This window comes from Chitinophaga sp. ARDCPP14 (assembly GCF_051362515.1).
Classification (GTDB): Bacteria; Bacteroidota; Bacteroidia; order Chitinophagales; family Chitinophagaceae; genus Chitinophaga.
Map to the genome: position 1 here is coordinate 521,911 of NZ_JBKIXB010000002.1, position 26,288 is coordinate 548,198.

The following is a 26,288-nucleotide window of genomic DNA, read 5'->3' on the forward strand; positions in this document are numbered from 1 at the left end:
TGATCTGGTTGAATGCTACATCGGGCTCAACTCTCATATAAGCAAAAACACCGGAAACTGGTTAATCGTCATCCGTATGGTAAAACTAAAAAATATTTTCTGTTTTTCTTAACAAAATGTTAAATCGCTTATTTACAGGTTATTAAACGATAAAAGGCGACCTTTGGTCGCCTTTTATCAATATAACAATATTATTTAATTAGTCCCTGCTTCTTGCCCCGGTGTATATCAAAATATAATATACCAGCGTGGCTATGGAGGCAAGTGCCGCTACCACGTAGGTCATGGCAGCCCACCAGAGGGCGTTTTTCGCCTTGTCGTGTTCCTCCCTGCGCATAATAGTGGTATTATCCAGCCAGGCCAGCGCCCTGCGGGAAGCGTCGAACTCCACAGGCAGCGTTACCACCGAAAATAGCGTGGTGAGGGCAAAAAGGATAATACCCCCCAATAACAGCTGCGGGAAGGTATTTATGAGGAGGATACCGGCCAGCAATACCCATGAAACGATATTGGAGCTGAACTGAACAATTGGTACCAGCGTGGACCGGAGGCCCAGCCAGGGATAGGCTGCCGCATGCTGCACCGCATGTCCGCACTCGTGGGCGGCCACTGCCGCAGCGGCTACATTGGCGCCATTGTACACATCGGGGCTCAGATTCACCGTTTTATCGGCCGGATTGTAGTGATCCGACAGAAATCCTGCTGTTTCACGTACCTGAACGCCGTATATCTGATTGTCTTTCAGCATCTTCTCTGCAATTTGCTTACCGGTTAAACCGGAAGAGGTGGGTATTTCGCTGTAAGCCCGGAACTTACTTTTGAGTACGAAGCTTACCAGCAGGCTGATCCCCACAAAAATCAACGATAAAAACATGATTCCAGGTGTCATAATGATAAATGTTAGGTGGTCTTATGGCACAAATATCTCACCAGATCATCCCTTTTAAGGTTTATTTAGCACTTGACTGCCAACCTTGCTTTTTGTCTGTAAATTATAAATTTAACACTGTCATTATGGCGTTAAAATAATTTTTCTGTGTGAAAAAGCGCCTGTTTGTCATTTACAAAAATGTGTTTTATTAAATTTTATTTATATACAAAAATCATCAACATCAACCCTATTTATCAACATTTTACGAGCCCCCAATGAAAGTAATATTAGATAAAAACAACCCCTGAAACAAGCGATGGCAGCCACTTTCTTAGATCAGGCAAATACCCCAAAAGTTATTCACATCAATTAAATAAACTTTTTTATTCTGAAGCCATTTTGTAATTTAGACCTGAATTTAATGGGTTAGTAAGTAGAAAGAGTCAGCGGAATCTTCCGTTTGGCTCTTTTCTCTTTTTATACCTCTTCCTCTCCTTTTTTAACACTTCTCTTCTTATCATTTCGGTTCAATAAACGTAAAAACGTTACTTTGTAACGCATCTTTTTTATGAAAATTATGAGTAAAATTAAAACCGCTTTTTTCTGTCAGAATTGTGGATATGAATCAGCGAAATGGAATGGAAAATGTCCGAGTTGCGGAGAATGGAATACGTTTGTGGAAGAAAGAGTGCAAAAAGACATTCCACTTAAACAAGCTGAATGGAAAAACAATGATACCTCCTCTCCCCGGACACACAAAATAATTAACCTCTCGGAAGTAGTTGCGAAAGATGAAGAAAGAATATTAACACCAGATAATGAATTGAACCGTGTGCTGGGAGGCGGCATAGTAGCGGGTTCGCTGGTATTGGTTGGCGGAGAGCCCGGCATCGGGAAGTCAACACTCTTCCTTCAGAACGCGTTACAGCTGAAGCATATCAAAACACTTTATATCAGCGGTGAAGAAAGTGAACAACAGATAAAAATGCGGGCCGACCGCATCCAGAATTCCAATGAACAATTCTATCTGCTCACAGAAACTTCTACGCAGACAATCTTCCAGGAAATTAAAAAATTACAACCACAACTGGTCATTGTCGATTCTATTCAAACACTGCATTCACCATTTATAGAATCTGCACCGGGAAGCGTATCACAAATCAGGGAAACTACTGCCGAATTACAACGCTTCGCCAAAGAAAGTAATACCCCGGTTTTTCTCATCGGACACATTACCAAAGATGGCTCCATTGCAGGGCCGAAAGTGCTGGAACACATGGTGGATACGGTTTTACAGTTCGAAGGCGACCAACATTACGCCTATCGCATTCTCCGTACCATCAAAAACAGGTTCGGTTCTACCGCCGAACTGGGTATTTATGAAATGACCGGCACCGGGCTCCGGCAAGTTACCAACCCTTCAGAAATCCTCATTTCACAAAGGGAAGATCTCCTGAGCGGTGTAGCCATTTCTGCCACCATGGAAGGAATGCGCCCGCTCCTGGTAGAAGTACAGGCACTCGTTACACAATCCGTTTACGGTACCCCGCAACGTACCGCCACAGGGTTCGACCTGCGCAGGCTGCAACTGCTGCTGGCCGTACTCGAAAAACGCGGCGGATTCCACTTCGGGGTAAAAGATGTGTTCCTCAATATCGCCGGCGGCATCCGCGTGGAGGACCCCGCCATTGACCTCGCCGTGTTATGCGCCTTGCTTTCATCTTATGAAGACAATGCCATTTCACCCAAAATCTGTTTTTCGGGAGAAGTAGGCCTCAGCGGTGAAATAAGAGCCGTAAACCGCATTGAACAACGCATTGCAGAAGCAGAAAAACTTGGCTTCGAGAAAATATTTATCTCCCGTTACAACAAAAAAGGAATTGATTTCAGTAAATTCCATATCGAAGTAATTGCTGTAGGGAGAGTAGAAGAAGTATACCAGCGGTTATTCTGATTACCACATATCTTTAAAAAACCATTCGATGCTCACCAGTTTGTTTTCCCCACTGGTTCATCTGTTCTATCCGCATTGCTGTGAGCTGTGCGGCACTGATCTGCATCAAACAGATGAACTGTTATGCCTGCGCTGCGTGCAGGCCCTACCCCTCACCCATTTCCAGCGTTACGCCAATAATCCCGTAGCGCAGATCTTCAACGGAAGGGTACCTGTACAACAGGCCACTGCCACTTATTATTACAACCAGTCATCCGGTTTGCAACACCTGATCCACCGGTTTAAATACGGACAACGTCCGGATATTGCTACCTGGCTTGGTAAACAAACCGGTTACCAGTTGCAGGAAAGCGCCTGGATCAGCACCGTCGATTTTGTGGCGCCGGTTCCACTCAATCCCCGCAAGGAAAAAAAACGTGGCTATAACCAGGCCACCCTGCTGGCCAATGGCATTGCGCAGGTAATACAGCTGCCGGTACATCCGGCCACTCTCCGCAGGGAACAGTTCACCGCCACCCAAACAAAAAAGGGACGAACAGACCGGTGGGAGAACGTAGCCACCGCCTTCAGTGCCAATGGCAACCTTTCAGCCGGATCGCACGTACTACTGGTCGATGATGTTATTACCACCGGCGCCACCACCGAAGCCTGCTCCAGGGCCCTTCAACAGGCGGGCGCCCGGGTAAGCATCTGCTGCCTTGCCTATGCCTGGAAATGAGACGGCTAAATTCTTCTCTTTTTTTATTCCGGGAATGCTAACTTTACAAATACAGCCCCGCGCTGTATTTTAATCTGTCTTTAAAAAAAATCTATATGTTCAGATTAGCTATACTATCAGTTGTTATGCTTTTTGCCTCATCCCATCTTTATGATTTCAAAGTAGATGCTGTTGACGGAGGAAAAATCGATTTCTCCAAATACAAAGGAAAGAAAGTATTGATCGTGAATACCGCCTCCCTGTGTGGTAACACGCCGCAATATGAAGGCCTGGAAAAACTCTACAAGAAATACCACGACAAACTCGTTATCGTTGGTTTCCCTGCTAATAACTTTGGTTCACAGGAACCCGGCAGCAACAAGGAAATACAACAATTCTGCACAAAACAGTATGCAGTAACCTTCCCCATGGCAGCCAAAATTTCTGTAAAGGGAACAGACATTCATCCGCTGTACAAATGGCTGCTGGATGAAAGTAAAGCCAAACACATGGAGCCGGCAGAAGTTACCTGGAACTTCCAGAAATACCTGCTGGATGAAAAAGGTAACCTGGTAGCAGTATTTTCTCCCAAAACTCAACCTGAGTCAGCGGAAGTGATTGCGGCCATTGAAAAATAGTTTTTATAACTGTTACCAACTTTTGCGTAGACAAAAAATTTTGCAGATACTTGCGTAAACGTATATCCGTTTACGTAAGTATCCTGTTATTAATATACAACGCGCAACCGTATTCATGAAACACTACTTTGTTCCTACCAATAACGCCTTGCCGCTAATGGCATTGCTGTGCTTTTTACTGATACTTTCCGCGTGCCAGCACGATGTAGATCCCCCTTCACTCTCGTGCCCCGAAATGCAAATGGTTACCAACATAGGAACCAGCAGCAACAATATGACCTTCAGCCGCAGCCTCCTGTTCCGTGAACGGACGGATACCGGCGGACTCAAATTCCTCAGTGTGGAAACTGTATCGGATTCCTGCAGGGTGGTATTTAATCTCACGGATGGTATGTACGACGAAGCGGGGTTGAAGAATGACAGCCTGCACCTGAAAACTTATACCTACACCCGGCAGGGAGTGCAAACCGGCGGACTGGTGGCCGTAGCCGTTAAAAACAACAATGGGGAATTCACCTATCTCACCACCGACTCTTCCAGTGTAACCATCCGTAAAATGAATCTCCGGACACAAACCATATCCGGCAGCTTTTATTTTACAGATAATGAGAAGAACATCAGCGGCACCGGCACCTTTGAAAATGCCTGTTATGTATCTCTTCAATAAATGATTAGCCCCCTTTTCATTATCTTGCGCCCATGCTTTTTTCTGATATTATAGGACAAGGGGATGTAAAGCAACAGCTCGTTCAATCCGTACAGCATAACCGGCTAAGTCATGCCATGATACTGCTTGCCCCGGAAGGTGCAGGTGGTCTTCCGCTCGGACTGGCCTTTACCCAATACCTGGTTTGTGAAAACAAACAAGCGCACGATGCCTGCGGACAATGCCCCGCCTGCACCAAGGCTTCACAATTTGTACATCCGGATATCCATTACTCCTACCCGGTTATTCCGCGCAAAACCGGCGATAAACCAGTAAGCACAGACTATATTACCGAATGGCGGGAGTTCGTAACAACGCATGCCTATGGCAATGCGTACGACTGGCTGCAGTTCATAGGCGCCGAAAACAAACAGGGTAACATCACTGCCACCGAATGCCAGGACATTATCCATAAACTGAACCTGAAAAGTTTTGAGAGCGGTTATAAAATACTGGTGATGTGGATGCCCGAATACCTGGGCAATGAAGGAAACCGCCTGTTGAAACTGATCGAAGAACCCCCTCAGAATACACTGTTTATCCTGATCGCTGAAAACCAGGAACAGATACTGGCCACCATCTTATCAAGAACACATCTTATCAAAATAAACCCGCTGGCAAAAGAAGACCTGGTGACTGCGTTGGTGCAGAAAAGTAATGTTCCCCCTGCAAAGGCCCAGCAAATGGCCACCATTACAGCAGGCAATTACCGGGAAGCCTTGTACCTGTTGCAGCATTCAGACGACGACTACCACGAGTTGCTCCGCAGCTGGCTGAACCACCTTTTTACCGGCAACCGGGTAGCCCTGCAGGAATGGATAGAAGGGATTTCCAGTGCAAAAACCGGCAGGGAAAACCAAAAGCAGTTCCTCCGTTATTTCATTAACCTGCTGGAACATACGCTCCGTTTGCAATACCTGGATAAGAGCCAGCTGGCTTTTTCCACGGAGGAGATGGACTTCGCCGCCAAGCTGGCTAAACTGGCCAACCTGGACCAAATGCAGGAAATCACGGAGGCGCTGAACAACGCCAGCTACTATATAGAACGCAATGCCAACGGAAAGATGCTATTTCATGCCCTGTCCATCAAGCTGCAATATATATTTAAAAAGAAACCTATACCGGTTATGTAATAACCACCGGCTTCCTGCGGAGCTATCAGCTCCTTTTCCCTATCTTTGTTGCTTCCGGCCTTTTGTTTTTCTGAAAGGAAAAACGTATTTTGAAGAACTGGAATAACCTGAAATGCTTATTTATAAAATTTAAACTAATTAATAATATGGCTTGTGCCGGATGTGGTACGGGTGTGGAAGGGAAGCCGTCAGGATGCAAGAGTAATGGAGGATGCAGCACAGGAGGTTGTAACAGACTGAACGTGTTTGACTGGCTGTCCAATATTCCCCTTGGTGATAGCTTAGCACCATTTGACATTATAGAAGTGAGTTTTAACAATGGCAGCCGCAAGGACTTTTTCCGTAACGTAACCAAACAATTCTTTGATAAAGGAGAAATGGTTACCGTGGAAGGGGTCAGCGGTTTTGACGTTGGAACAGTAAGCCTGACGGGCGAGCTGGTAAAACTACAGATGAAGAAGCGACGCGCTGAAGACACACCCGAAGTAAAAAAAGTGCTGCGCCGTTCAACGAACGACGACCTGCAGCGAATGAATGACAACAAGTCCCGCGAGAAAGAGGCGCTCATAAAATCCAGAGCCCTTGCCCGCAACCTCGGACTTGAAATGAAACTGGCAGAAGTGGAAATACAGGCCGATGGCCGTAAAGCCACCTTCTTCTATACCGCAGATGATCGCGTGGATTTCAGGGAGTTGATTAAAGTATATGCCTCTGAATTCAGGGCCAAGGTGGAAATGCGCCAGATAGGCGCCCGCCAGGAAGCCGGAAAAGTAGGTGGCATCGGCAGTTGCGGCAGGGAGTTATGCTGCTCTACGTGGCTGTCTGACTTCAAAAGCGTGAATACCACCGCTGCCCGGTACCAGAACCTGTCTATCAACCAGGCCAAACTATCTGGACAATGCGGCCGTTTAAAATGCTGCCTTAACTATGAGCTCGATACCTACCTCGATGCCCTGAAAGATTTCCCCGACGATGCCGATAACATTGAAACTGCCGGCGGCGTTGCCCACCTGCAGAAACGGGATATCTTCAAAAGCCTCATGTGGTACTCTTATGAAGGCAGTAACAAACAGTATCCACTCACCATCTCCAGGGCTAAGGAAATACGCCTCCTGAACAAGCAGGGCGTTAAACCAGACGACCTGAAACCGGTAGAAGTAGTAACCGCCAAACCAAAAGAAGCGGATCTCGGATACGCAGATGTGGTGGGATTAATCAGTCTGAAATCTCTCGAAAAAACAGCTCAGAAGCGTAAACAGAAGGATAGAGACAAACAAAAACAACAACGCGGAGGAGAACGCGGCGAACGTGGTGAACGCCCGGATCGTGGTGAACGCGGCGAACGTAGCGAACGTCCGGATCGTGGCGAACGCGGAGAACCTAAACAAGCCCAGGGTCAGGGTCAGCCAAGAACTGATTCCCCTAAGGCAGGTCAAAGGCCCGACAACCGCCAGCCTTCAGAGCGTAAACCCAAACCGGATAACCGCCAGCGGCAACAAGGCGGAGGCCAGCCCAAACAGGGACGTGAACAACAACCCCGTAACGAGCAGCCATCAAACCGGCAGGAACAGGGACAAAGACAACCTGCGCCAAAGCAACCCGGTCAGCAACCAGCCCAACCAGGCATGCCTGGAGGACAGGGACCTACCAATCCCAAACAGGACAGGCGTCCACCACGGCATAAACACCGGCCGCCCAACCCTAACAAGAACAACAATCCTGAAAAAGGACAATAAATAAAAACAAAAAAGACAACCGGACTGGTTGTCTTTTTTGTTGCATACTGCAAGCATTTCTTATATGTTCAAGCCGGCACACGGAGCTGACTGACCTTCATTACCCTTACTTCACGGATGCCTCTTCCATGCCGCATACCTGCGTATCCCATGGAGTATCCATGCACTCTTCATGGACTCATGATGCACTATCAATGCACTCCCCATGCACTATGAATACACTATGCCCCTTCCGGGACCTATTATTTTTTGAATATCAGATGGTGAGGAAAAATTGTTAGAGAAAACCAAGTAAAAGGCCGCCCAGACGAGGCAGCCTTTGTTAACAATTGGTTTTTGCTTATGAGAAAACTTAAAAAATGCTATTTTATATCTCTTCACAAAATCAATCACACAGGCGCCTCTACTGCTTATCACACACTCTTACGCTTCATTCTCAAACAGTAGTTTATAATAGTTCATGTTGGTGGCTTCATCAAATCCGCGCTCAATCATCTCACGGTTGCCATGAATATATACATGAAAGTTACGATCCAATTTCAGAATGCTCTTAAATACTTTCTGCTGTTTCTTTACAGCAGGTGCAGATATTTCAAACTCGTCAGGGATATCTTGTTGAAAATGATTCGCATATTCGTTTCGGTACTCCTTAAAAGAAGCAATAGCGTCGGGATGACCTAGTACCTCTTTCGCAAAATCGTCCAGTTGGAATTGTTCTTTTTCTTTGAAATAAGCGGCTGATTTATTTAACAGATCTACCTGATCTACTCTGTCCATCTCATACTCCGTTGGCAATTTGTTGTGTATAAACTGTTTACACATGTCCACCGCGGTTTCTGTCTGATGATAACTGTCCTCCCGGCGTTGTACCTGTAAAAAGGCATCCTTCCAATACACCGCCTCGGTTTGTTTGCTGTTACTGTCTACTATACTTACTTTAAAGCCTTCTGTTTCTTCTGTATTAAATACCAGACAACCTTTATCCAGCTTATTAATATTTATACCGTCCTCGTAATTTACCTGATAATTCTCGTCTGCCAGAAATACTTTTAAATAGGTATCGCGGTTCTCCGACTTAAAAATGCCTATGGCTTCCACCTCTTCACCATCCACCTGGCACTTGCTAAAGTAGGCTATATATAGCTCTCCCCCTTTTATTTTAGGATGGGTGGAATGTTTATATAGATGTTTGGCAATATTGACCGACTGCTCCTGGAATTCATTTTGGTCAGTAAATATACGTCGACAATATTGAAATATTTCATTCAATTGCAGATCTGCGTCATGACGGAATCTGAAATACTCTGCTGCATTGGCAAACGGCTGAATAAAATAAGTCACCAATAACTGGCTGATCGTTTCATCCTCCAGCTGCAAAGGCGCTTTGGAACAGAGCAGGGCCTCATCGTTAGTGGGATTCCCTACCTTGTGTATCGTTAATTGCGCCAAATCTTTAAACTCCGAAACATGGATCATGGGCGCAAAATTAATAAATTAGTTGACAGGCAACAGATCCGTTTCTCCCGGTAATTATTTCTTGATAATTTCATTACATACCCTCCCTCCCATCCATATACGCTGAAAAATATGGAATAGTTCCTTAATTTAAAGTTTCAAAACAAAACGAACATGAGAAAATATATCTGCCTGCTGGCAATGACGGCCGGATACGGTCTCCCGCTGATGGCGCAGCAAAAAAATACCAACAGGCCCGTATTCGAAACCCGCGACCTCACGGCAGAAAATATGTTTTCCGTAAATATTGAAGGACCCAACTTTGACAAAGCAGGCAATTTTTACGTGGTAAATTTTCAACAGGATGGCACCATCGGTAAAATAAATACCAAAACCGGCGCCGGTGAAATATTCGTTACCCTCCCCGATAGCAGCGTGGCCAACGGCATTCATTTCAACAGTAAAGGAACCATGTTTCTCCCGGATTTCATCCGGCATAATGTGCTCACCATTGATATGAAAACCAAAAAAGTAGGCGTATACGTTCACTCCGATCAGTTCAACCAGCCCAATGATCTCTGTATCAACAGCAAGGACCAGATCTTCGTCACCGACCCGAAATGGGCCAGCAACACCGGCCAGATCTGGCGGATAGACCCGGGCCACCACACCCCCATCCTGCTTGAAGGCAATATGGGCACCACCAACGGCATTGAACTCAGTCCCGACGAAAAAATATTATATGTGAACGAAAGCGTGCAACGCAAGATCTGGAAATACAAGGTGGATAAAGCAGGTAACATCTCCCGTAAAACCTTATTCGCCAGCTTCCCCGACTTTGGCTTCGACGGAATGAAATGCGACAAGGTAGGCAACCTCTACGTAGCCCGGTGGGGAAAAGGCGTGATCGCTGTACTCTCGCCAACAGGAAAACTGATCCAGGAAGTACCCCTCAAAGGAAAACAATGCAGCAACCTGGTATTCGGGGATAAAGACGGCAAAACCGTATACGTAACCCTGCAAGACCGTAAATGCGTGGAAACATTCCGGGTAAACGTACCGGGTAAACGCTTTTAACGCGGAGTTTGTCTTGGCTCAGGATTACGCTGATTTTACTGATTAGTTTGATTTTTACTTTTTGGATTTTTTTGATTTTCTTAAGATATAATTAAGGGAGATAAGCGAATATATCCGCTTCTATCTCCCTTAATCCTTTATAAAATCCAGAAGTAAAAATCAAACTAATCAGTAAAATCAGCGTAATCCTGAGAAAGACAAAATCCGCTGGCGATCAAACTACTTTATAATCAGCAGCCAGCCCTTGTTCTTTTCTACGGGGATACTGGCATCTTTACCAAATACCTGCCCTTGCTGGAAGTTGCGTATGTCCGGCGCCGTTATCGTTGCCTTTGTAGGGTCTATGCCCAGTGCTTTCCAGTCGATGGTGAGTTTAATGGTGGTGTTTTCCGGCGCCCAGCTGGCGAGGGATACCAGTACTGCGCCATCCTTACGGTAAATGGTGGCCGGTACCAACGGGTTGTTGGTTTTAACCGGGTTATTTTCTACCCAGTAACCAATCATCTTTGTTCCCTGCATACCAAAATCATCCCACACTTTCCAGATAGGACGCGGATCGGAAGTAGCAGTCCACGGCATGCGGTTGGTCATACCATACACCATACCCCGCCACTGGTTACCACCATCCTGGAGCATTTCGCCCATCAGGCCAAAAGGAATACCGCTTACTTCTGTGAGGAAGAAATCAGGATTGTTTTTTTCATAATCAAAGTACTCCCCAAACCAAAGCCTGTTCAGGTAAGGGAAGTGCTCCATATAAAGCACCGCACTGTTAATAAATCCATCGGATTTGTTATACTGGTTGGCCGAATGCAGATCAATAATGCCCGGATGATTATCCTTTGTCAGCACGCGTTTCACACGTTTCATGGTTACCCGGTCAAAAGCTACGTCGTCCAGGTAAATACCATCGATCCCTACGTTTTGCACCAGCCAGTTCATCCCTTCCACATAGTAGTTATGCCAGCGATTCATGCCACTGTTGATGATGGCGGCATCCTTAAACTCCGGTACAAACCATGCCGCGATGTAGTCTTTTCCTACATGCTCCTGCAGCCAGGAGAAGCCGCCACCCTTACCCGGACTGTATACTTCATGCCCTAAACTGCGCAGCGGGAAGGTTTCCCAGGCATGGTTCGATAACTCCCTTACGGTATTATAGATCTTAACTTTCAGCCCTTTCTGATGCGCTTCCGCAATGTAGTCCTTCATCGCCTTCCATTCAATGAACGGATAGTTGATCCAGGGGTTAATCTCGTTGCCATGGTGAATGTTTACCACCGTGGCGCCGGTAGTCTTGATGCTGTCGAGGTTATTATACCGGTGATAGAAACGGGTAGACCACTGGAAATCGGTGTTAACCGGGTGGAATGGCGTGATGATCAGGTGGAAGTTGTAATACAGTACCTCTCCCTTATGCAGCGTTCTTTCACCGCTATAGTTATTTACCAGTATAGCCTTTCCTTTTTCGCCCACGGTGATACCGCCTTTATCGCCATTACCCCATGAAGTGGGCAGCAGCAGCGGCTTCTGGAGGTAGAAGTTTGTATTCAGCGGGCGTACATAATTTTCATCCCGCAGGTTAAACTGGATGCCCGCGTTCACATCGCCAATCCAGGCGCCATCCTGGTTTTTGTTTTTCACGTCCCACTTCCAGTCGATCTTCTCCGGGCGTACGCCACCTTTCTGGTTCAGCCCCATCATGTACTTTGCAGCGCCTTTATCAAACGGCAGGTGCATCGTGATATCTTTCAGGGATACGTCTTCCAGCGCTGTTACTTTCACGGTATAGTCGAGGAAACCATCAAATTCCAGGGTGCCGCTTACTTCCATCTCCAGGCCGGCAGTAGTGTTCACCGCTTTCCAGCTGATTTTCCCCGGCGTTTGACTGGTAACTTTCCAGCCATTGCTTTGCCAGCGAAGATCCTTTCCTGTAGCGGCTTCAATGAAATGGAAATGTACCGGTTCGGTGAAAATATTTTTAGGTTGTGCAGACAGCGACGTCATTTCAGGCGTGAAAAAAGTCTGGATCTGCGCAGGGAAGCCATCTTTATGGATACCTACTTTACGGCCCAGTAAACTGATCACGCTGTCTTTCATTTCCAGTGGCGTGTAAGGTGCAATCACGGCATCGTCCTGTGCCAGCGTGGAGTTTAGCCATTTCAGGCGGGTTTGTTTCCAGGGCTCATTAAAGCCACTGTTCACGGCCAGTTTATTCGTTACCGTTAGTGTGATTCTTATTGGCATGGCAGGCATGCCGGCTGCCTTTATGGTGGCAATACCTTTATAGATGCCTGCTGCAGCGTTTTCCGGCACATCTATCCCGCACCACAGGGCCTGTACTTTTCCTTCGGGGATATTCACCGTTGCCGAAAAAGGTTTGGCATCGTAAGTGGTACCGGTGGTATTGATACAGTTGAGTTGCGTTGCCGGGATGGTTTGTCCGCCAGTGGTTTTCAGGTCGGCAAAAGAAATCTGCACATCCTTCATTTCATGGCGGGCATAAACGCCCAGCTGAAAGGCATAGTATTCGCCTTTATCGGCTTCGCCGGAGAAGGATTGGGAAGGCCCTTTCTTTATCCAGCGCTGTGGCAGGTCGTCCGTCATTTTAATAGGGAACTGCCGGTCTTCGGGAAACAGCATATAGCCGCCACCCGGATGTTTCAGCAGCAGCTGCTTTCTTTCTGCTTCCGTGGCGATTACTTCCATCGGGTAGAAGGTATTGAAGCTGTCAATAGCTTCCAGTTGCTTCACAGTGGTATTGGGCTTTATGCCCGCTGGTATGGATTGCAGCCAGTTGTTATCGGCGGTTTGTTCCGGCGCCAGGTACACGCCTTTCGGGTAGTTGTCGCGGCCTTCGTTTTTGGAAGGCAGGTAATAAATATAGTAGTCGCCTTTACCGGAAGTTGGTTCAAAGCAGATATCGCCTTGCTCACGGTTAAGTGTCAACGTTTTTACATTGGTAACTTTTTGTTTTGTTTTTGCATCTTCAACAATGATCCGTTTCAGCTCCGGATGCTCGTCTCTACGGCGCCAGGGGATTATAACCCGGGCTACGCCGGCGGCGCCATTAAAGGAAACTACCGCACGGTGGTTACCGAGCGAGTCTGCGTTCCAGTTATTGTTGCCATTGGTATACTTCAATTCCTGGGCGAGTGCTGTGGTAAGGAAGCTGAAAGTAAGTCCTGCCAGCAGCAATCCTCTCCTGAAATTGCGGGAAGGGTGGTTTGTCTGATACATGAAGAATAAGCAATTTTTTAAATGTTCACCGGTTATAAATTTACTACTGTTGCGGTTTCTTTTCCCGATTATTTTATAAAAGCAAAAGCCCCGCAGAACGGGGCTTTCACCGGGTAATACTATTGAATCGGGTTTTGCACCAGGTTAGGATCAAGCAATATTTCCTGTTCAGGAATAAAGTGTACCACCCTTGCATCTGTATAAGAAACTGTTTGCGGATTATTTTGTACGCCGGGATAATTGCGGTATACATTCCGGTTATTGCGGAACAGGTCAAATACACGATGTGTTTCAAAGGCAAGTTCCAGGCGGCGTTCGTCCAGTACTACATCCAGCACGGAAGGATAGCCATGCAGGTCAGATACGGTAAACAGCGCCGCGCCGCTTAACCCGGCCCTTTTACGGATGGTATTCACATCATCGATGGCGGCAGCGTTGTTGTTCAGCTTCGCATTCGCTTCCGCACGGATCAGGTACATTTCAGCCAGGCGCAATACCACCGGTGAACTGAGGGTAGGCACGTTATCCTGGTTGGAATATTTCAGCACGTACCATTTTGGAACGCCATTGCGGGAAGCCATTACTTTCTGGCCGCCGGCATTCACGGAATCCCGGCCATCAGCGCCTTTCAGGTACACCGCTTGCACAAAGGAGTTACGGGCATCTGCCGGGTATTTGTGCAGCAGGTCGAGGTACGACTGGGAAGCATACATTTCGCCATAGCCCATACCACCGGGCGACATATAATACATAGAGCCGATAGAGCTCCAGGTACGGTCGTCCTGCAAGGTATGATGAATAGCGAAGATGGTTTCCTTGTTGTTTTCATTGGTTTTGGTGTAATAACCGGGAAGATCAGAAGTATTCACCAGGGAATACTGACCCGAAGTGATAACAGAATCTGCATAAATACGGGCAGAATCATTTTTCCCCATGTAGAGATACACCCTCGCCAGTAAAGCCATAGCGCCATATTTGGTGGCGTAGCTGTTGGTGTTGGAGTTGTCCATCAGGTCTTTTCCTTTCTTCAGATCTGCTACCACCTGCGCGTATACATCCTGTACAGTGCTACGTTTAGGCATGGCAGTTATATCGAATTTAGTAACAACCGGTACCCCCAGGTTGGTTGCCGGGCTTTGTGTATAAGGGCGGCCGAAAGATCTTACCAGGCTGAAATGTACAAAGGCGCGGATGAACAGGTTTTCCCCGATCATCTTATTCACGGCGTCCGACTTACCTTCTGTCATTACCTCCAGCAGCTTATTACAGCCGTTGATCGCCTTGTATCCTGCCCGCCAGATCTGCAATGCGTTGGCCTGGTTGGTCAGGTGCCCGTAAGTGTATGAATAAAAAAGCGCATCAGTAGTAGCGCCACTCAGTGCTACATCATCACTGGGGAACTCTCCCATCTGGAAATAGTTGCGCGTAAAGTTTTCTTCTTTCAGTAACGCATAATTACCTACAGTGGCCGCCGGCCATTTAGTTTCATCTTTCAGAATATTATCATCCGGAACAGCACTGTACGGGTCTTTCTTCAATGAGCAGGAAGTAGCCACTGATAACAGCAACAGCCCTGCAAAGTATTTTGACATGTGTTTCATGATCATCTCTTTTTAGCTCCTGTTAAAAATTAATTTCAAGGCCTGCAAACCACTTGGTGCTGGACGGATACTTGATGTAGTTGATACCGCGATCATCTACTTCCGGATCCAGACCGGAGAATTTGGTTAAGGTCCACAGGTTATCACCGCCAATAGAAATTCTGGCGTTTCCAATATGCGCGCGGTCCAGCCAGGCCTTCGGCAACGCATAGCTCAGGTTTACGTTTCTCAGACGCAGGTAGCTTCCGTCTTCCAGGAAACGGGAAGATGGTTTGTGTGAGTTTTTATTTCCTTTGATAGTATACTTTGGATGGGTAGCCACATCACCTGGCTTTTCCCAGCGGCTCCAGTCTTTATCCAGCGACATCATATTATAGGTATAATATGCGCCGTCATTGTCCATCAGTTCACGGGTGCTGTTATACACATCATTACCGGAAACAAACGCCAGGAAGGCACTTAGCTGGAAATTTTTATAGGAGAACGTATTACGCATACCACCAAAGAATTTCGGCGTGGCAGAACCCACAATCTGCAGGGACGCATCGTTATAGTTATTGGTAGTGGTTTTACCGGTTACGTTGCCATTGGCATCTGTCACTAGTTTTTCCCACAGCGGATCACCATTGGCAGGATCTACACCGGCCCATTTACGCATGTAGAAACTGCGCATATCCTGACCCTGTTGCAGGATGAAATAGCCGCTGATCGGATCTACGATCTGGTTCTTCCCGGTATACAGTTCGGTTACCCTGTTTTTATTGAAGCCGATGTTGAAGTCGGTGCTCCATTTGAAGGCGCCTACGAGGTTATCTGTACTCAGGTTGATTTCAAGTCCTTTGTTACGCACAGATCCTACGTTCTGTGAAATGTAGCTGTAACCGGCAGTAGCAGGCAGCGGCACATTGAACAGGAGGTCTTTGTTATCTTTCTGGTATAATTCCACGGTCAGGTTAATGCGGTTAAATAATCCCAGGTCGATACCAATGTTGGTATTGTATGCTTTTTCCCAGGAAAGGTTCGGCACATTATACACGCTTTGGTAAGCACCGGGGAAACCGTTGTACTGCGTATTGATCAAATAGGCCCCAATAGCGCTGTAGTCGCCTATTTCCGCGTTACCGGTAGTTCCGTAGCTGGCCCTTAACTTCAGGTTGGTGATGGCTTTTATCTGTTTAATAAAGTTTTCTTCAGATGCTGCCCAGGATGCGCCGAAGGCATAGAAGTTACCATACTGCTGGTTGGCGCCAAACTTGGAAGATCCATCTCTTCTAAAGGAAGAAGTGAAGTAATATTTATAATTGTAGTTATAGTTCGCCTGTACAAAATAGGAGTTAAAGGCGCGGGCTATTTTAGTACCGCCAATAGACATCGGCGAAGAAGTACCATCCAGTACCTCTACTCCCTGCAGGATACCTTTACCTTTTGCATTGATATCATTAAGATTGGCCTGCTGGAACTCAGCGCCCACCAGTCCGTCGATGTTATGCACCTTGTTGATGGTATATCTTGCTTTCAACAGGTTGGAGCTGATATAGCTCGCAGAATCCTGGTAGTAATTATACAGGTTGCCACGGTCGTCGGTGCCGGAAGAAGTCCGCACATCGCCGTTGCTTTCCTGGTTGAAGTGGTAATACTGTGCGCGGTTGGTTGAGCTGAAGGACAACCATTTGGTGATGTCGTATTCCAGTTTCACCAGTGCTTCGAGCGACTGCCTTTTATTTTTAATATAGTTATACTGCTGGTCGTAAAGGAAGTTAGTCATATCCCTTCCGTACCAGGTAGCGGCGGTGAGCGGGTTTACCGGCTTGCCTTGTTCGTCGTACGCCTTGTCCCAGGGGAGATTGGTATAGTATTGATACAATGAGCCGTTTGAATTATCGTGGTCGGAAGTTTGCGTTCCGGCGAAGTTGGCGCTGATGCGGAACTTATCGGTGATGTTATGATCCAGGTTGAGGCGGGCGCTGAAACGCTCTACCCCGGTACCTTTCAGGATACCATCTTCTTTATAGTAGTTACCGCCCAGGTAGAACTTTGTTTTTTCGTTACCACCGCTGGTAGATAATTCGTAGTTCTGGTTGGTGGCATTCTGGAAGGCCAGCTTCTGCCAGTTGGTATTGATATTATGGAGAGATGGATCCAGCGTAGCGCCTGCGGCTTTCTGCAGGTCGTACAGGTCTGTTCCGTTCATGAGATGGAAATGTCCTGTATTAAGCTGGGCGGTTCCTACGTTGGTGCGGAAGTTTACCTGGGTTTTGCCGGCTTTACCTCTTTTGGTGGTAATTACCATTACGCCGTTGGCGGCGCGGGCGCCGTACAGTGTAGTAGCGGCGGCATCTTTCAGGATGGTAACGCTTTCAATATCGCTGGGGTTGGGTAATCCGCCTATGATACCATCTACAACTACCAGGGGAGAGTTGCCCGCAGTAAGGGTTCCGTTACCACGGATGCGGATCACGGGCGCCGAGGCAGGATCTCCGGAAGTATTTCCTACAAATACGCCGCTTACTTTACCCTGCAACATTTTATCCATGCTGCTGGCAGTAACGTCTTTCAGTTTAGCGCCGCTTACTGCCTGCGCTGCACCGGTGAGGTTTTTGGTAGTAGTGGTGGTGTAACCCATTACTACTACTTCTTCCAGTTTCTTGGTATCCGGTTCCAGTTTAATATTGAGTTCAGAGCGGCCGCCTATTGCTACTTTCTGTTGCAGGTAGCCGATATAGGAAAATATCAGCACGCTGTTTTCCGAAGGCGCCTGGATAGTGAACTTACCGGTAGCATCTGTTACGGCGCCGGTGCTGGCGCCTTCTACGGTGATCGTTACACCGGGCAACGGATCTTTGGTAGTGGCGTCTGTTACATATCCTGTTACTTTTACCTGTGCGGTACCGGTGGGAGTAATCACCACCAGGTTGTTTTCCAGCACGCGGAAGGTAACATTGGAGTTGTTGAAGAGTTCCTTCAGCACTTCACTGATCTTTTTATCTTTCACATCAATAGTCACTGCCTTATTCAGATCAGTAAAGTTCTCGTTGTAGAAGAAGCGATAATTGCTGTTGTTTTCGATGAGTTTAAATACATCTTTCACGCTTTTATTTTCAGCATGCAGTTCTTTTATATTATCCTGCGCGTATGCATTAGCGGATACCTGTAAAAAACCTCCGAAAATCAGCAGACCCGTCAATTTCATCATGAGCAATAATTTTCGCCCGGGGCAAAATAATGCCGCCAGGTTTGCAGTGGATTTCATAAACTTGTATAGATTTTAGTTAAACGATAATTACGGCGATTGCCCGTCGCAAAGGCAATTCGCCATTAAGTGATTTTCGTTGATTGGGGTAAGTCGCATTACCCCAATTTTTTTAGTCCTTCATGTCGGGCATGTAAGTTGGTTTTACAGGTGATTGAATGATGGTTGTCCCTTCTATCCGGCCATTACCGGCTTTTAAATGCTTTATTATATTTTTCTCTCAGCTCTTCGTCCAGCGCCAGGGTAACTACACCTTTGTTGATGGTGTATTTCAGCGGTGCTGTGAGCTTTAGAATGTTCAGTACCTGTTCCAGCGTTTCCTGACGGAAAGTGCCACTGAAGCGGTATTCTTTCAGTTCCTGTTCTTTAAAGATCACCTTTACATTAAACCTGCGTTCCATTGTTACCGCCAGTTCTTCCATGGTTTGAGCGGCCACTATCCAGTTGCCGTCTTTCCAGGCGGTATATATTTCCGTATTGTTCACTTCCCTGCTTTCTATCGGAGCAGCGGTGGAGCTGTCTCCGCCAGATACAGGCGTTTTCAATTGTTCACTGCCGTTTGACAACGGTTTTTTATACACAACATGTTGATGTGGTTTCATCATAAGTCCGAAAGGCGTAGTGGTTTTGCTGCCGTCTATCTTCACTTCTCCGTCTACCAGCGTGGTTACTACGGTTTTATCTTCCGGGTATGCTTTTACATTGAAAGATGTACCCAGCGCGAGTATTCTCAGGTCGGAGGCTCTTACCGTAAAAGGCTTTTGTGCGTTGGTATGCACTTTAAAGAAGGCCTCTCCCTCCAGTTTTACTTCGCGGCCGCGGAGGTTGTACGACTGTGCATACTGCAGCTTGCTCCCTGCATTCAGCCATACTTCCGTACCATCAGACAATTCAATTTTGGTGGTAGCCCCTTTCGGGCTGGTTACCGTTACCAGCGCATTACTGCTGTTATCTTTTTTACCGGAGGCCCAGGCATACACCAGGCCGCCGCCGATTAAAAAAGGCAATGTATAGGAGGCGGCCACACGGAAATAGTACCTCCATTTGTTTACCGCCAATGGCGGTTCTATGGCCGTGCTATACTGCAAACTATCCCAGGCGGTGCCGGTATCATAACTCCCTTCCCGTGCCGTTGCCTGCCACGCATCCCTGAGCTGAAGGAAATAAGACTGGTTCTCCGCCGAGGCATTGATCCAGTGCGTTAGCGCCGCCTGCTCATCCGGGGAAATATTACCGGATAAAAAACGTGCGATCAGGTCATCTGCCTGCTCCTGTGTATAGTTAGGACCCATCATATAGAAAACAAGTAGTAAGACAACATTTAATGCCGGGTAGGGTGACAAGCGAAGAAAATAAATGTTGTTTTTTTTAAACCTCTACTTCAAAAGAGGAAGTAGTTCGTCGCGTAACCTTTGCAGGGCGCGGGTCATCTGTGTTTTGACGGTGTTGATGGAGATGCCGAGGTGGCGGGAAATTTCGGGGTAACTCAATTCTTCAAAGCGGCTAAGCCGGAATACATCCTGGCACTGGGGTGGTAATTTGCGGATGGCTTTTTCCGCTATCAGCTCCAGTTCGGATTGTTCGAGTTTTTCTGCCGGCGAATGACCGGAGGCAATGCTGAACAGGGAAATACGGGACTCCAGCTGCTGAAGCTCTTCGCTGCCGTATTGCGTTTTCACCTTGTTTTGCTTGATGTAGTTGAGGCAATTATTCTGAACAGCGCGGTACAGGTATGCTTTTTCAGATACCTGGATGTCCAGCTCCCTGTACTTCTCCCATATCTTCAAAAAAGTATCCTGCACAATTTCTTCTGCCAGTTCATGTCTGTTTACGAAATCAAAGGCGAATGTACAGAGCGCGGCGTAATACTCTTTGAATAATGATTCAAAAGCGGGTAGCTGACGTTGTTTCCGGTTAATATTTTTACTTACTTCCTCCAAAGTATTCCTTCGTCCACAAGATTGTTCACTGCGGCAAAAGATACGTAAAGTAGGTTCAATAAAAAAACGCGGATCATAGACCCGCGTTTTACCATCTTTAACTCGTTGAATTACATACACAAGCCGCCACAGGTGCTGATTGTCTGACCGGTTACGTAACCGCTCATATCAGACGCCAGGAACAGGCAAACGTTGGCAATATCTTCCGGTGTGCCGAAGCGGCCCAGCGGAATCTGAGCAATATAATTGGCAGCGCCCTCTCCTTCTTTGAGGTAGCTGGTCATGTCTGTTTCTACAAAACCCGGGGCCACGGCATTACAGCGGATGTTACGGCTGCCCAGCTCCTGTGCAATGGACTTGGTAAAACCGATGATACCGGCTTTAGAAGCGGCATAGCTGCTTTGGCCGGCGTTTCCCATGATACCGATTACGGAGCTCATATTAATGATGCTACCGCTTTTTGCCTTCATCATGGGGCGTATTACATGTTTGGTCATGTTATACACGCTCTTCAGGTTGATGTTCATTACATCATCCCACTGATCAGGGCTCATACGCAACAGCAGGTTATCTTTGGAGATACCCGCGTTGTTCACACAAATATCAATTTTTCCGAATTCTTTCAATACATCCGCTACCAGCGCTTCAGTTTCCTCGTAAACGCCTGCATTGGATTTATAAGCTTTTGCTTTTACACCCAAAGCGGTGAGCTTTGCTTCCAGTGCCTGGGCTTTTTCATCGGAACTTACGTATGTAAATGCTACGTTTGCTCCCTGTGCTGCAAATTTCAAAGCAATTGCTTCCCCGATACCACGGCTGGCGCCTGTTACTATGGCTACTTTGTTCTCCAGTAATTTCATGTTATAGTTGATAGGTTTTAAGCATTCATATGATCCGCCGCAAATTGCAGAATTTCTTCGAGGTATTTGCGGTCGTTGTTCAGTCGTGGAACTTTATGTTGTCCGCCCAGCTTGCCTTTGCTTTTCAGGAACTCGCAAAAAGTTCCTTCCGGCAATACACGCACTACCGGCATGTGCAGGGCGATATCCTTGTATCTTTTGGCCTCGTAATCTGAGTTAATGGCTTTTAAAGTACTGTCCAGTACCGTAATGAAGCGGTTCAGGTCATCCGGCGCTACTTCAAATTCCACCAGCCATTCGTGTCCGCCGTTGCCATGATCACTGAAATAAACAGGGGCTGCGGTGTAGTCATTTACCACTGCACCCGTAGCTTCGCAGGCTTTGGCCACTGCAGTATCTGAATTTTCCACGATCACTTCTTCACCGAAAGCATTAATAAACGACTTTGTTCTGCCGCTGACTTTAATACGGTAAGGAATCAGGGAGGTGAACTGGATGGTATCTCCTACCATATAGCGCCATAAGCCGCCATTGGTACTGATCACCAGGGCATAGTTTTTACCCAGCTCCACTTCCTGCAGTTGCAGGGTTTGCGGATTTTCCTTGTCCAGTTCCTCCATTGGCATAAACTCATAGAAGATGCCATGGTTTAGGAACAGCAACAGCCCTTCTTCTCCTACCACATCCTGGGCTGCAAAGAAGCCTTCGGATGCGTTATACGTTTCCTGGTAATGCATTAAAGGCTTGCGGATCAGTTTTTTAAATTGCTCGCGGTAAGGGGTAAAGCTTACGCCGCCATGCATATAAAGCTCCAGGTTAGGCCATACATCGGCCAGGTTGTCTGTACCGGTGAGTTCAAAAATACGTTTGATCAGCACAATGGTCCAGGTAGGCACCCCTGCAATAGAGGTTACATTTTCATGGATCACGGCGTTGGCCATACGTTCTATTTTCTCTTCCCATTCGTCCATGAGCGCTATTTCCAGGTCCGGTGTACGGATCATATTGCCGTAAAACGGCATATTCTGGAGCATTACGGCGCTCAGGTCCCCGAAATAGGAATCGCTGTTTTCGGAAAGTTTGTTCACCTGGTGACTGCCTCCTATTACCAGTGATTTACCGGTAAATACGTCGGAGTCGGGGAAATTATTGTAATAAAGGGAGATCACATCCCTGCCGGAACGATAGTGGCATTCATCCAGGCTTTCCACTGTTACAGGGATAAATTTGCTTTTATCCGCGGTGGTACCGCTGGATTTTGCAAACCATTTGATGGGTGTATTCCAGAGTACATTCTGCTGTCCCTCCATCGTACGCTGTATATAGGGCTTGATGGTATCATAAGTATGAATAGGAACGCGCTGTTTATATTCGTCTATCTTATAAATCTTTGAAAAGCCGTACTGCTTACCGAATTCGGTATACTGGGCGGCACTGATAAGGTTTTGGAATACCTGCTGCTGCACCTGCACGGGATACTGCATGAAATACGCAATACGCCCCATTCGCAATCTTGCCAGTTGTGATATTGCAGGACTTAAAATTCTCATATAGGATGCTGTAGAATTATTTTTATTGTTTAGCTGCTTCGTCCAGGTAATCTTTACGGCGAAGAATAAAATTCTGGCCAAGATACACTTTTCTTACCTGTTCATCGGCTGCCAGCTCTTCGGCAGATCCTGATTTCAGGATTTTACCTTCAAACAATAAATAAGCCCGGTCAGTAATGGACAATGTTTCCTGAACGTTGTGGTCGGTGATCAGGATACCTATATTTTTGTATTTCAGTTTGGCTACTATTCCCTGGATATCCTCTACGGCAATGGGGTCGATACCGGCAAAAGGCTCATCCAGCAGGATAAACTTCGGGTCTACGGCCAGGGCGCGTGCGATCTCGGTACGACGGCGTTCTCCCCCGCTCAATACGTCGCCAGGGCTTTTCCTTACGTGCGTAAGCCGGAACTCAGACAAAAGACTTTCCAGCTTCTCTTTCTGCTCCGCCTTTTTCAGGGTAGTCATTTCCAGGACAGCGGAAATATTATCCTCCACGCTCAGCTTCCGGAACACGGAAGCCTCCTGCGGCAGATAACCAATGCCCATCTGCGCCCGCTTGTACATGGGCAGCTTGGTAATGTTCTGGCCATCCAGGTACACATTCCCTTCATCAGGCTTAATAAGCCCCACCACCATGTAAAAGGAGGTGGTTTTACCGGCGCCGTTTGGCCCCAGCAGCCCTACAATCTCCCCCTGGGACACTTCCACAGATACGTGATTTACCACGGTTCTGTTGCCGTAACGCTTTACCAGCTGGTCTGTATGTATTCTTAATGTCATATGATCAAACTTAGCAAAAATAAACAATTCATTCAGTTAGCCTAGTTATAGTTATCCTAAGATTAAAAATGATCTGATAATAATAAGGGGATATCTTATTTTTGCCCGCGTAATTTTAGCAGGAAGCTGGCTTTATATCCAGCCGCCTTCCTCAAAGCTTATAACTTTATGAAAGTAACTGAACATATTGCCAAGGCCAAAGACACCCTGATTTCTTTCGAAATCCTCCCTCCGCTTAAAGGAAAGAGCATTGAGTCTATCTACGACCACCTGGATCCGCTGATGGAATTCAAGCCCGCATTTATCAATGTGACCTATCACCGCAGCGAGCATATGTTCAAGAAAAAGGCGGACGGATCCTTTGAAAAGGTGGAAATCCGTAAACGCCCCGGCACCGTGGGTATTTGCGCGGCCATTATGAACCATTATAACGTAGATGCGGTACCACACCTCATTTGCGGTGGTTTTAGCCGGGAAGAAACAGAAAATGCCCTGATAGACCTTAACTTCCTGGGTATCGACAATGTACTGGTTTTACGTGGAGATGCTCCCAAAAATGAAACTTTCTTTGAACCCGACCCGCATGGACACAGCTATGCAATTGATTTGCTGGACCAGGTGGCACATATGAACAACGGCGTTTACCTGGAAGATGATCTGCAAAGCGGTGTAAAAACCAATTTCTGCATCGGCGTAGCCGGTTACCCCGAAAAACATTTTGAAGCCCCCAATATGCAAACAGACCTGTCGCACCTGAAACGTAAGGTGGAAAACGGGGCCGATTATATCGTTACTCAAATGTTTTTCGACAACCAGAAGTTCTTCGACTTCGTAAACAAATGCCGTGAAATGGGTATCACCGTGCCTATTATCCCCGGGCTGAAGCCATTAACTTCCAGGAAGCAAATGACCATGCTGCCACGTATTTTCCATGTGGACCTTCCTACAGACCTCTCTACAGAAATCCTGAAATGCAAAACAGACAAGGATGTGGAACAAGTGGGTACTGAGTGGCTCATTGCACAGTCGAAAGAACTGAAAGCCTTTGGCGTGCCGGTATTGCACTATTACACGCTGGGTAAACCCAAGGTGGTGCGTCAGGCAGTGGAAGCAATTATGTAGCTTATCCTAACTCCTTATAAAAGCAGAAGGGAAGGACGAAAGTCTTTCCCTTTTTTGCTGTCTTTCATATAAAAAATGCCATCACGTAGATACGTAGTGGCATATCCCTATAACTGTCACACTTTTAATTATAACTGTCCAATGATCGATGTCATCTTCCGATGGCATCTTTCGCTAATAAGACGCGGTAAAAAGGAATGACCCCTATCTTCTTTTAAAAAAAATAAAAAAGACCGCCGTAAGAGGCAGTCTTTCTATTGTCTGTATAGTATACGTACTATTTTCGTGTAAAGAGATATCCGACAGACAAGCCAAAATAACGGTGCTTTTCCTGGGTTCTGTCGCTGGCACTAACGTCTAAAAAGCCGGAAGTATAGTTTATACTAAACAATAACCCGTTTTTAAATTCATAGCCGGCCAGTAAATTAACACCCGCATCTATGGCGTTGGCATGTAACTCTTCCTGGTTCGCAACATCATCTCCATCAAATTTAATCTGCCTGGATTTTTTCGTTTCGGCGTTGTATCCCTTATAAGTAACTTTTCCGCCTATACCATAGGCTATATAAGGTCCCAGCCCCGCAAAAACTTTTCCTTTGCCCGCTTCCCCTTTATATAAAAAGTTAACGGGTAACTCCAGGTAGTTATACCGGTAGCTGGTAGTAGCTTCCTCGTTACTGCCCATGCCCGTCATAAAGGTATTAACGGCTTTGGTGCCTTTAACACTGTATAACAGTGCCGGCTGAACGGCAAAACTCTTCGCAAGCGGGATGTCTGCCAGTATCCCTGCATGGTAGGCAGGCAGCGTCCGGTCGTGAAATAATGTCATCTGGGTGCGGTCTTTCAGTTTCATGTTTCCGCCTGAAAAACCGGCTTTGACTCCCCATCTTACCTGGGCACACAGGGTTAACGAACTTAACAAGGTTACAATAATCAGGATGTTCTTTTTCATATAGGTTTAAGGAATGTTGTCTGTCAATTTGCTACCGGTGGGTCCGGGGAAACAAGTATCCAAAGGAAATCCGGAAGCTTCGGTTCAGCTCTTCTGCATGTTCCCTGGTAGTTACATTTATAAAGCCGGAAGAATAACCTGCCGTAAGCAAAAATCCTTCATTAAACTCATAACCGAGCAGGAAATTAGCCGAAACGTCTACCGGGTTAGCATGTATTTCAGAGCCGTTTGCCGGAACCGCTTTATCCCCGTCAAACTTTACCCGTTTTGTTTCTTCTTTAGTGCCTTCTTTGATATAAGTGGCCTTGCCACCAATACCATAAGACAGGCCGGGACCAAATCCTGCTACAATTTTACCTTGTCCCAATTTTTGCTTAAACAGAAAGTTGACAGGTAATTCAAGATAGTTATACCGGAATTTGACGATATAGTAATAGTTCCCGGTTGATTGCTCCGGCCGGGTTCTGTAACCAGCAACGCTGTAAAGAAGTCCTGGCTGTACCGCCAACCATTTTGCAAGAGGAATATCTGCTAAAATGCCTGCATGAAAAGCAGGCAACATAAACTCGTTCCGGTCCGGAACATCAGCGGGGTCAGTCAGTTTCATACTGGCGCCGGTAAAGCCGGCCTTTAGTCCAAATCTAACTTGCGCAGTTGCCATCTGAACAACCAGCAGGGCTACAACAATCAGAATATTTCTTTTCATGCATTTTAAGTATAAA

General features: G+C 46.6%; 20 protein-coding genes. 8 read left to right on the forward strand and 12 right to left on the reverse strand.

Annotated features, from left to right (window positions below; all coding sequences use genetic code 11):
* Window positions 1-199 precede the first annotated feature (199 nt).
* Window positions 200-889 (reverse strand): zinc metallopeptidase, encoded by a 690-nt coding sequence (locus tag ACLHR0_RS06805; RefSeq protein ID WP_370908743.1) that lies wholly within the window; start codon window positions 887-889, stop codon window positions 200-202.
* A 559-nt stretch (window positions 890-1,448) separates the two neighbouring features.
* On the opposite strand from ACLHR0_RS06805, the gene radA reads away from it, so the two are divergent.
* The 6 genes from radA (at window position 1,449) to ricT (ending at window position 7,735) form a co-directional block, all read left to right on the forward strand.
* Window positions 1,449-2,825 (forward strand): DNA repair protein RadA, encoded by a 1,377-nt coding sequence (gene radA, locus ACLHR0_RS06810; protein WP_370908744.1) that lies wholly within the window; start codon window positions 1,449-1,451, stop codon window positions 2,823-2,825.
* A gap of 28 nt (window positions 2,826-2,853) precedes the next feature.
* Window positions 2,854-3,543, forward strand: coding sequence for a ComF family protein (locus tag ACLHR0_RS06815; RefSeq protein WP_429042875.1), 690 nt, complete (start codon window positions 2,854-2,856; stop codon window positions 3,541-3,543).
* Window positions 3,544-3,638: 95 nt separating this feature from the next.
* Window positions 3,639-4,160, forward strand: a complete 522-nt coding sequence (locus ACLHR0_RS06820) for a glutathione peroxidase (RefSeq protein WP_370908746.1) — start codon at window positions 3,639-3,641, stop codon at window positions 4,158-4,160.
* Between the two features lie 115 nt (window positions 4,161-4,275).
* Window positions 4,276-4,827, forward strand: coding sequence for a hypothetical protein (locus ACLHR0_RS06825; RefSeq protein ID WP_429042877.1), 552 nt, complete (start codon window positions 4,276-4,278; stop codon window positions 4,825-4,827).
* 32 nt (window positions 4,828-4,859) lie between these two features.
* Window positions 4,860-5,999 (forward strand): ATP-binding protein, encoded by a 1,140-nt coding sequence (locus ACLHR0_RS06830; RefSeq protein WP_436485506.1) that lies wholly within the window; start codon window positions 4,860-4,862, stop codon window positions 5,997-5,999.
* A 146-nt stretch (window positions 6,000-6,145) separates the two neighbouring features.
* The gene (ricT, locus tag ACLHR0_RS06835) at window positions 6,146-7,735 is read left to right on the forward strand and encodes a regulatory iron-sulfur-containing complex subunit RicT (RefSeq protein ID WP_436485508.1); all 1,590 of its coding nucleotides are present in this window, start codon (window positions 6,146-6,148) and stop codon (window positions 7,733-7,735) included.
* 423 nt (window positions 7,736-8,158) lie between these two features.
* On the opposite strand, the gene ACLHR0_RS06840 is transcribed toward ricT, so the two are convergent.
* Window positions 8,159-9,211 carry a nucleoid-associated protein gene (locus ACLHR0_RS06840; RefSeq protein ID WP_079471359.1) on the reverse strand — a complete coding sequence of 351 codons (1,053 nt, stop codon included), beginning with the start codon at window positions 9,209-9,211 and terminating at the stop codon, window positions 8,159-8,161.
* A gap of 153 nt (window positions 9,212-9,364) precedes the next feature.
* Between ACLHR0_RS06840 and ACLHR0_RS06845 the strand changes: the two genes are divergently transcribed.
* Window positions 9,365-10,267, forward strand: coding sequence for an SMP-30/gluconolactonase/LRE family protein (locus tag ACLHR0_RS06845; RefSeq protein ID WP_436485509.1), 903 nt, complete (start codon window positions 9,365-9,367; stop codon window positions 10,265-10,267).
* A 219-nt stretch (window positions 10,268-10,486) separates the two neighbouring features.
* Here the strand turns inward: ACLHR0_RS06845 and ACLHR0_RS06850 are convergent, their stop codons facing one another.
* The 8 genes from ACLHR0_RS06850 to lptB form a co-directional block, all read right to left on the reverse strand.
* Window positions 10,487-13,507 carry a glycoside hydrolase domain-containing protein gene (locus tag ACLHR0_RS06850; RefSeq protein ID WP_436485511.1) on the reverse strand — a complete coding sequence of 1,007 codons (3,021 nt, stop codon included), beginning with the start codon at window positions 13,505-13,507 and terminating at the stop codon, window positions 10,487-10,489.
* Between the two features lie 119 nt (window positions 13,508-13,626).
* Entirely contained in the window at window positions 13,627-15,108 is a 1,482-nt protein-coding gene (locus tag ACLHR0_RS06855) for a RagB/SusD family nutrient uptake outer membrane protein (protein ID WP_429042889.1), read from the reverse strand.
* Between the two features lie 22 nt (window positions 15,109-15,130).
* Entirely contained in the window at window positions 15,131-18,301 is a 3,171-nt protein-coding gene (locus ACLHR0_RS06860) for a TonB-dependent receptor (RefSeq protein WP_436485513.1), read from the reverse strand.
* A 242-nt stretch (window positions 18,302-18,543) separates the two neighbouring features.
* A complete protein-coding gene (locus ACLHR0_RS06865; protein ID WP_436485515.1) occupies window positions 18,544-19,653 on the reverse strand; it encodes a FecR family protein in 1,110 nt (369 codons plus the stop codon).
* Window positions 19,654-19,734: 81 nt separating this feature from the next.
* The gene (locus tag ACLHR0_RS06870) at window positions 19,735-20,298 is read right to left on the reverse strand and encodes an RNA polymerase sigma-70 factor (RefSeq protein WP_429042898.1); all 564 of its coding nucleotides are present in this window, start codon (window positions 20,296-20,298) and stop codon (window positions 19,735-19,737) included.
* Window positions 20,299-20,408: 110 nt separating this feature from the next.
* Window positions 20,409-21,158: a 3-oxoacyl-[acyl-carrier-protein] reductase gene (gene fabG / locus ACLHR0_RS06875; RefSeq protein ID WP_370908756.1), complete on the reverse strand. Its 750-nt coding sequence runs from the start codon at window positions 21,156-21,158 to the stop codon at window positions 20,409-20,411.
* 17 nt (window positions 21,159-21,175) lie between these two features.
* Window positions 21,176-22,708: a GH3 auxin-responsive promoter family protein gene (locus tag ACLHR0_RS06880; RefSeq protein WP_370908757.1), complete on the reverse strand. Its 1,533-nt coding sequence runs from the start codon at window positions 22,706-22,708 to the stop codon at window positions 21,176-21,178.
* A 22-nt stretch (window positions 22,709-22,730) separates the two neighbouring features.
* Complete coding sequence (gene lptB / locus ACLHR0_RS06885; protein ID WP_370908758.1) at window positions 22,731-23,492, reverse strand: LPS export ABC transporter ATP-binding protein; 762 nt, start codon at window positions 23,490-23,492, stop codon at window positions 22,731-22,733.
* Between the two features lie 168 nt (window positions 23,493-23,660).
* Here lptB and metF point away from each other — a divergent pair, with 168 nt between their 5' ends.
* The gene (metF, locus tag ACLHR0_RS06890) at window positions 23,661-24,614 is read left to right on the forward strand and encodes a methylenetetrahydrofolate reductase [NAD(P)H] (protein WP_429042904.1); all 954 of its coding nucleotides are present in this window, start codon (window positions 23,661-23,663) and stop codon (window positions 24,612-24,614) included.
* 277 nt (window positions 24,615-24,891) lie between these two features.
* Here the strand turns inward: metF and ACLHR0_RS06895 are convergent, their stop codons facing one another.
* Window positions 24,892-25,566 carry a porin family protein gene (locus ACLHR0_RS06895; RefSeq protein WP_436485519.1) on the reverse strand — a complete coding sequence of 225 codons (675 nt, stop codon included), beginning with the start codon at window positions 25,564-25,566 and terminating at the stop codon, window positions 24,892-24,894.
* A gap of 31 nt (window positions 25,567-25,597) precedes the next feature.
* Entirely contained in the window at window positions 25,598-26,272 is a 675-nt protein-coding gene (locus ACLHR0_RS06900; protein WP_436485521.1) for a porin family protein, read from the reverse strand.
* Window positions 26,273-26,288: the final 16 nt, after the last annotated feature.

What these genes read in the sequence shown, in the direction of transcription:
- metF (WP_429042904.1), top strand. Translation starts at nt 23,661, where the DNA reads ATGAAAGTAACTGAACATATTGCCAAGGCCAAAGACACCCTGATTTCT.
- fabG (WP_370908756.1), bottom strand. Translation starts at nt 21,158, where the DNA reads ATGAAATTACTGGAGAACAAAGTAGCCATAGTAACAGGCGCCAGCCGT.
- ACLHR0_RS06840 (WP_079471359.1), bottom strand. Translation starts at nt 9,211, where the DNA reads ATGATCCATGTTTCGGAGTTTAAAGATTTGGCGCAATTAACGATACAC.
- radA (WP_370908744.1), top strand. Translation starts at nt 1,449, where the DNA reads ATGAGTAAAATTAAAACCGCTTTTTTCTGTCAGAATTGTGGATATGAA.
- ricT (WP_436485508.1), top strand. Translation starts at nt 6,146, where the DNA reads ATGGCTTGTGCCGGATGTGGTACGGGTGTGGAAGGGAAGCCGTCAGGA.
- ACLHR0_RS06825 (WP_429042877.1), top strand. Translation starts at nt 4,276, where the DNA reads ATGAAACACTACTTTGTTCCTACCAATAACGCCTTGCCGCTAATGGCA.
- ACLHR0_RS06850 (WP_436485511.1), bottom strand. Translation starts at nt 13,507, where the DNA reads ATGTATCAGACAAACCACCCTTCCCGCAATTTCAGGAGAGGATTGCTG.
- ACLHR0_RS06865 (WP_436485515.1), bottom strand. Translation starts at nt 19,653, where the DNA reads ATGATGGGTCCTAACTATACACAGGAGCAGGCAGATGACCTGATCGCA.
- ACLHR0_RS06900 (WP_436485521.1), bottom strand. Translation starts at nt 26,272, where the DNA reads ATGAAAAGAAATATTCTGATTGTTGTAGCCCTGCTGGTTGTTCAGATG.
- ACLHR0_RS06845 (WP_436485509.1), top strand. Translation starts at nt 9,365, where the DNA reads ATGAGAAAATATATCTGCCTGCTGGCAATGACGGCCGGATACGGTCTC.
- ACLHR0_RS06860 (WP_436485513.1), bottom strand. Translation starts at nt 18,301, where the DNA reads ATGATGAAATTGACGGGTCTGCTGATTTTCGGAGGTTTTTTACAGGTA.
- ACLHR0_RS06895 (WP_436485519.1), bottom strand. Translation starts at nt 25,566, where the DNA reads ATGAAAAAGAACATCCTGATTATTGTAACCTTGTTAAGTTCGTTAACC.
- ACLHR0_RS06880 (WP_370908757.1), bottom strand. Translation starts at nt 22,708, where the DNA reads ATGAGAATTTTAAGTCCTGCAATATCACAACTGGCAAGATTGCGAATG.
- ACLHR0_RS06805 (WP_370908743.1), bottom strand. Translation starts at nt 889, where the DNA reads ATGACACCTGGAATCATGTTTTTATCGTTGATTTTTGTGGGGATCAGC.
- ACLHR0_RS06830 (WP_436485506.1), top strand. Translation starts at nt 4,860, where the DNA reads ATGCTTTTTTCTGATATTATAGGACAAGGGGATGTAAAGCAACAGCTC.
- ACLHR0_RS06855 (WP_429042889.1), bottom strand. Translation starts at nt 15,108, where the DNA reads ATGAAACACATGTCAAAATACTTTGCAGGGCTGTTGCTGTTATCAGTG.
- lptB (WP_370908758.1), bottom strand. Translation starts at nt 23,492, where the DNA reads ATGACATTAAGAATACATACAGACCAGCTGGTAAAGCGTTACGGCAAC.
- ACLHR0_RS06815 (WP_429042875.1), top strand. Translation starts at nt 2,854, where the DNA reads ATGCTCACCAGTTTGTTTTCCCCACTGGTTCATCTGTTCTATCCGCAT.
- ACLHR0_RS06820 (WP_370908746.1), top strand. Translation starts at nt 3,639, where the DNA reads ATGTTCAGATTAGCTATACTATCAGTTGTTATGCTTTTTGCCTCATCC.